The 4,772-nt window shown below is 72.4% G+C and carries 7 protein-coding genes; 4 read left to right on the top strand and 3 right to left on the bottom strand.

The window, feature by feature from the left end; genetic code table 11:
- Positions 1-20: 20 nt before the first annotated feature.
- Complete coding sequence (locus C1A33_RS20365; RefSeq protein WP_101833033.1) at positions 21-236, bottom strand: hypothetical protein; 216 nt, start codon at positions 234-236, stop codon at positions 21-23.
- A 363-nt stretch (positions 237-599) separates the two neighbouring features.
- On the opposite strand from C1A33_RS20365, the gene C1A33_RS33780 reads away from it, so the two are divergent.
- From C1A33_RS33780 to C1A33_RS20385, 4 genes are all read left to right on the top strand, one after another.
- The gene (locus tag C1A33_RS33780; protein ID WP_243407754.1) at positions 600-1,433 is read left to right on the top strand and encodes an RICIN domain-containing protein; all 834 of its coding nucleotides are present in this window, start codon (positions 600-602) and stop codon (positions 1,431-1,433) included.
- 60 nt (positions 1,434-1,493) lie between these two features.
- On the top strand, positions 1,494-2,519 hold the full coding sequence (locus C1A33_RS20375) for an aldo/keto reductase (RefSeq protein ID WP_101833034.1): 1,026 nt from the start codon (positions 1,494-1,496) through the stop codon (positions 2,517-2,519).
- A gap of 2 nt (positions 2,520-2,521) precedes the next feature.
- Positions 2,522-3,364, top strand: coding sequence for a nitroreductase family protein (locus C1A33_RS20380; protein WP_101833035.1), 843 nt, complete (start codon positions 2,522-2,524; stop codon positions 3,362-3,364).
- Between the two features lie 88 nt (positions 3,365-3,452).
- The gene (locus tag C1A33_RS20385; protein ID WP_243407755.1) at positions 3,453-3,917 is read left to right on the top strand and encodes a peroxiredoxin; all 465 of its coding nucleotides are present in this window, start codon (positions 3,453-3,455) and stop codon (positions 3,915-3,917) included.
- 116 nt (positions 3,918-4,033) lie between these two features.
- Here C1A33_RS20385 and C1A33_RS20390 read toward each other — a convergent pair whose 3' ends face one another.
- A complete protein-coding gene (locus C1A33_RS20390) occupies positions 4,034-4,471 on the bottom strand; it encodes an SsgA family sporulation/cell division regulator (RefSeq protein WP_243407756.1) in 438 nt (145 codons plus the stop codon).
- 160 nt (positions 4,472-4,631) lie between these two features.
- Positions 4,632-4,772 (bottom strand): zinc ribbon domain-containing protein (locus C1A33_RS20395; RefSeq protein WP_133150753.1); only part of this gene is annotated, 141 nt, incomplete at its 5' end.

A 4,772-nucleotide genomic window follows, 5' to 3' on the forward strand; every position in this document is an offset into this window, starting at 1 on the left:
GTCCAGGGCCGGCACCGGGGTCAGCTCGGCGGGACGGCCGGTGGCGCCCCCCGGGACGGCACGCCATCGGCCGGAGCCGCCGGGGGCGGGTACGGGATCGACGCGGCCTCGGGGGCGTGCTCCGCCTCCTGGGCGGCCAACCTGCGCGCGATGGCCTCGGCGCGGTCGCGGCTCACCTGCTCGTCGCGGGTCGGCCCGCGAGGCAGCATCGGCTCGGACGGCTCTTCGTCCCGCATCGCGGTGCCTCCCGGTCACGTGCCTGCCTGTGCGGCGCGGAAGGCACCATTGCCGGTGCGTTCCGATCTCCGACGCTCTTTCTAGTGGCCGCCGGGCCCACGCGGCAAGGGCCGTCTCCCGTGGTCGACGCGCCTGGGCCGACCAGTAATGTGATCATGATACTCTCGCCGACGCTGGCGTGAAAAGAACTACAGCACGCCCCGGGGATCCCGGTTTACACTGACCGGGTAAGCCGGTATAAGACCGACGGTGAACGTCCGCGTCGGTCGCCTGACTATTTCCGGCGGCATTACCAGTATTCTGGCCGACGAGTGGAAGGGCGCCGGATCAGGCGGCCACGCCACATCGTGGGAGGAGTACTGATGGCGGCTCGCAGCCTGCCCGCCATGCACATCCGCCGATGGACGGTCGTGGTTCTCGTCGTTCTGTACGCCATGGCCGTGGTCGCCGTCGCGGCGGCGACGTCGAGGGGCGCGAGATCGTATTTCTCCGACCCGCCGCGCAGCACGGCCCTGACCACCTCCACGGCCCCGGCCAGGCCGACGCCGGCGGCGCGCACCCGCTTTGCCAAGACCGCGTCGGGCGCGCCGTCGGCCGCCGCGGCGCCACCCAGCTCGTCGCCACCGTCGCCGTCCATCGGCGGCACGCCGGTCCCGCCCGGCGCCACGGGCCGCGCCGGCGGCGAGCCCGCAGCCCCGCCGCCGGCGGCGCCCTCACCCAGGTCCGTCCCGGGCGGTGCCGCCCGGAGCAGCGCGCCGCGCGCCGCGCCCGCGCCGGTCCCGGCGCCCGTCCCGAAGCCGCAGGCGGCCACGACCGTCTGGGTCAACGTCGCGACCCAGCTGTGCTTCGACAGCAACGCCAGCGGCAACGTCTACACGCTCGGCTGCAACAACGGCGACTACCAGCGCTGGGAGATCTCGGCCCGGGCCAGTGGCGTGCAACTGCGGGACGCCCGGACCGGACTGTGCGCGGCCACCCACGCGAACTACGGCTCGGACGGCGTCAAGCTGCGCGGCACCGTGTACGCCACGGCCTGCGGCGGCCAGCCGGCGCAGGTCTGGATCAGGTCGGACGAACGATTCGGCGCGGTTTTCCGGAGCACCGCCACCGGTGAGTGCCTGGACAGCGACGGCAGCGGAGCTGTTTACACCCAGGACTACAACGGCGGTAACTATCAGCACTGGAACAATCCGTGAACGCCAGGAAACGGCCGCGGGATTTGCGTCGCGGCGCCCGGTCGCGCAGGCTGTACCCACATGGACTATCGCGTACTCGGCCGCACCGGCGTGCGGGTCTCGCCGCTGTGCCTCGGCGCCATGATGTTCGGCACCTGGGGCAATCCGGACCATGACGACTCGATCAGGATCATTCACCGGGCGCTGGACGCCGGGATCAACATCATCGACACGGCGGACGTCTACTCCGACGGCGAGTCCGAGCGAATCGTCGGCCGGGCGCTGGCCGGGCGGCGCGACGACGTCATCCTCGCCACCAAGCTGTTCATGCCGATGGGCCCCGGGCCGAACCAGCGTGGGCTGTCCCGGCGCTGGATCGTCGCCGAGGTGGAGAACAGCCTGCGCCGCCTCGGCACCGACTGGATCGACCTCTACCAGGTCCACCGCCCCGACCCGTCCACCGACATCGACGAGACGCTGGGTGCGCTGACGGACCTCGTCCGCGCCGGGAAGATCCGCTACTTCGGCAGTTCGACGTTCCCGGCGCACGAGGTGGTCGAGGCGCAGTGGGTGGCCGAGCGCCGGGGCCGCGAGCGGTTCGCCACCGAGCAGCCGCCCTACTCGCTGCTCGTGCGGGGCATCGAGGCCGATCTGCTGCCGGTGGCGCAGAAGTACGGGCTCGGGGCGCTGCCGTGGAGCCCGCTCGCCGGCGGATACCTGTCCGGGCGCCATACCCGCGACGGCGGTGCGGTCACCAGCACTCGGTTGGAGCGTGTCCCCGGCCGGTTCGACCTGGCCCTGCCCGCGAACCAGCGCAAGGTCGAGGCCGCGATCGCGTTCGGCGACCTCGCCGCCGAGCTCGGCATCACCCTGATCGAGCTGGCGCTGGCGTTCGTCCTGCACCATCCGGCCGTCACGTCGGCGATCATCGGCCCGCGCACCATGGAGCATCTGGACAGCCAGCTCACCAGCGTCGACATCACCCTCGACGAGGCGACGCTGGACCGCATCGACGAGATCGTCTCGCCGGGCGTCACCGTCAACCCGCAGGACGCCGGCTACCTCCCGCCGGCCCTCGCCACCTCCGTCCTGCGCCGGCGCTCTTGACCATGCAGGAACCCCACCCCACACCCGCGCCCCACGCCACACCCGCGCCCGCGACGCCCACGACCGGTCCGGCGGCCAGCGACCTGCTGGACCTGCTCGCCACCACCCGGGCCATCCGGCGGCTGCGCCCGGATCCGGTCACCGACGACGAGCTCGCCACGGTGCTGTTCGCCGCGACCAGGGCACCGTCCGGTTCGAACCGCCAGCCCGGGCGCTTCCTCGTGCTGCGCGACGGACCGCGGGCTCGGCGCGCCAAGCAGCTGATCGGTGAGGGCGCACAGGCCGGCTGGGCGCAGAAGCGGACCACCGATCGGTACGACGAGGGGTCCGGGACACTCGCGGACTCACCGAAGGCCCGGATGGCCCGCACGATGGAGCGCTTCGTCGACACGTTCGACCAGACGCCCGTCGTCGTCCTCGCCTGCCTGGCCCGCTACCGCGAGCCCCGGCCCACCGACGGCGCCTCGATCTATCCGGCCTGCCAGAACCTGCTGCTCGCCGCCCGGGCGATCGGCCTCGGCGGCGTGATGTCCATGTGGCACGTCCCGGTCGAGGCTCAGCTGCGCGCCCTGCTGGACATCCCGGACGAGGTGGCGATCTCGGCGACGATCACGCTGGGGCGCCCCGAGGGCCGCCACGGCCCCGTCCGGCGCAGGCCCCTGCACGAGGTCGTCCATGAGGAGGGATGGGGCCTGCCCGCCGCCTGGGCCGTCGACCCGCCGGGCACCGCATACACCGCTGCCGGCCCCCCGACCGGCCATACCAGCCATCCAACCGGGCAGAACAACCCTCCTGCCGGACAGTCCGACTCCCCGAAGGGGCAAGTCGGCGCGCCCGCGGGATAGTCGGCCCCGCCGCGCCAACCTCGCCCGCCGCCAGGCGCGGAGGTTTATGCTCCCAGGCTAGGTACATATATTTCCGTGGACGTGAGGGGTGAGCATCGCGGTGAACGTGGGCGACACGGTAGGCGATCTGACGGGTGTCGACGAGACGGGTGCCGAGCTGCGCTTCGCCGACCTGCTCGCGAAGGGCCCGCTGGTGGTGTTCTTCTACCCGGCGGCGATGACCTACGGCTGCACCAAGGAGAGCTGCCACTTCCGCGACCTCGCCGGCGAGTTCGCCGACGCGGGTGCGAGCATCGTCGGGGTCAGCGCCGACGACGTGGCGAAGCAGGCCCAGTTCAGCGCCAAGCACTCGCTCGGTTTCCCACTGGTCGCCGACACGGACCGGTCCATCGCCGAGGCGTTCGGCGTGCGACGCAAGCGCGGCCCGAACAAGCGCTCGACGTTCGTCGTGGGCGGCGACCGCACCGTGCTCGCCCGCATCGACTCCGAGTTCGCGATGGGCCGCCACGCCAACCAGGCCCTCGAAACGCTGCGGGCAGGCCGCCCCGCCTGAGACGCGCCCCGCGCCCAGGGCCGCGCCGCGCAGGTCCGGCTGTCCCCCTGGGGCCGTGCCACCACCGTCAGCGAGGCCCTGAGAAGGCGCATGGTCCGCGGCCGCGACCACGAGTCCTACGACTCGTGGTCGCGGAAGCGTTCGAGTTCGGTGTTCCAGTCGACCAGGTCGCCCTCCGCGCCGGAGGGGACCGCCGCATAGGTGTCCCGCAGGAACGCGGCGACATGCTCGTAGGGCAGCTGGACGTCGGCCTGCCCGGCGGCCGACCGCAGCGTCAGCGCGAGCAGGCGGCTCCCGCCGTGGAACGCCGGGCGGACCTCGACCGCGCCGACGCCGGCCGGCCGGCGCGCGCCGTCGATCAGCAGTTGCCGGGCGAACGTCCAGGTCACCGTCCGGACGTCCGCCGTGCGCAGCCGCAGGCTCACGGCGAACGGGTCGGCCTTGTCGAAGCAGAGCGTCGCCGGGAACGGAACCCGCGCGCCGTCGGGCTGGAGGTAGTAGCCCGACATCCTGCTCTCGAAGCGATCATCGACGGGCGACCGGTGCTGCGACATGGCTGGCGTCCTCCTGCTCCACGATCCCACCCGCCGGGCGGTCCGCGGCCCTCAGGTGTCGGGCGCCATCTTGGCATCCTCCCCGGGCTGAAGCTGCCGGCCGGGGATTCCCGTGCCTCGCGATACGGGTTCCTGCTTCATCAACAGATGCCTCCCCGTTCTAGGAGCGGGGTGGTCTCACTCCGTCTCCACAGGCTGACACCGCGAGCCCCGCGGCCAGAATGTTCCGTGCGGCGTTGACGTCCCGGTCGTGGTTGGTGCCGCAGGAGCGGCAGGTCCACTGTCGGACGTCGAGCGGCAA

The organism is Frankia canadensis (genome assembly GCF_900197875.1).
GTDB lineage: Bacteria > Actinomycetota > Actinomycetes > Frankiales > Frankiaceae > Frankia > Frankia canadensis.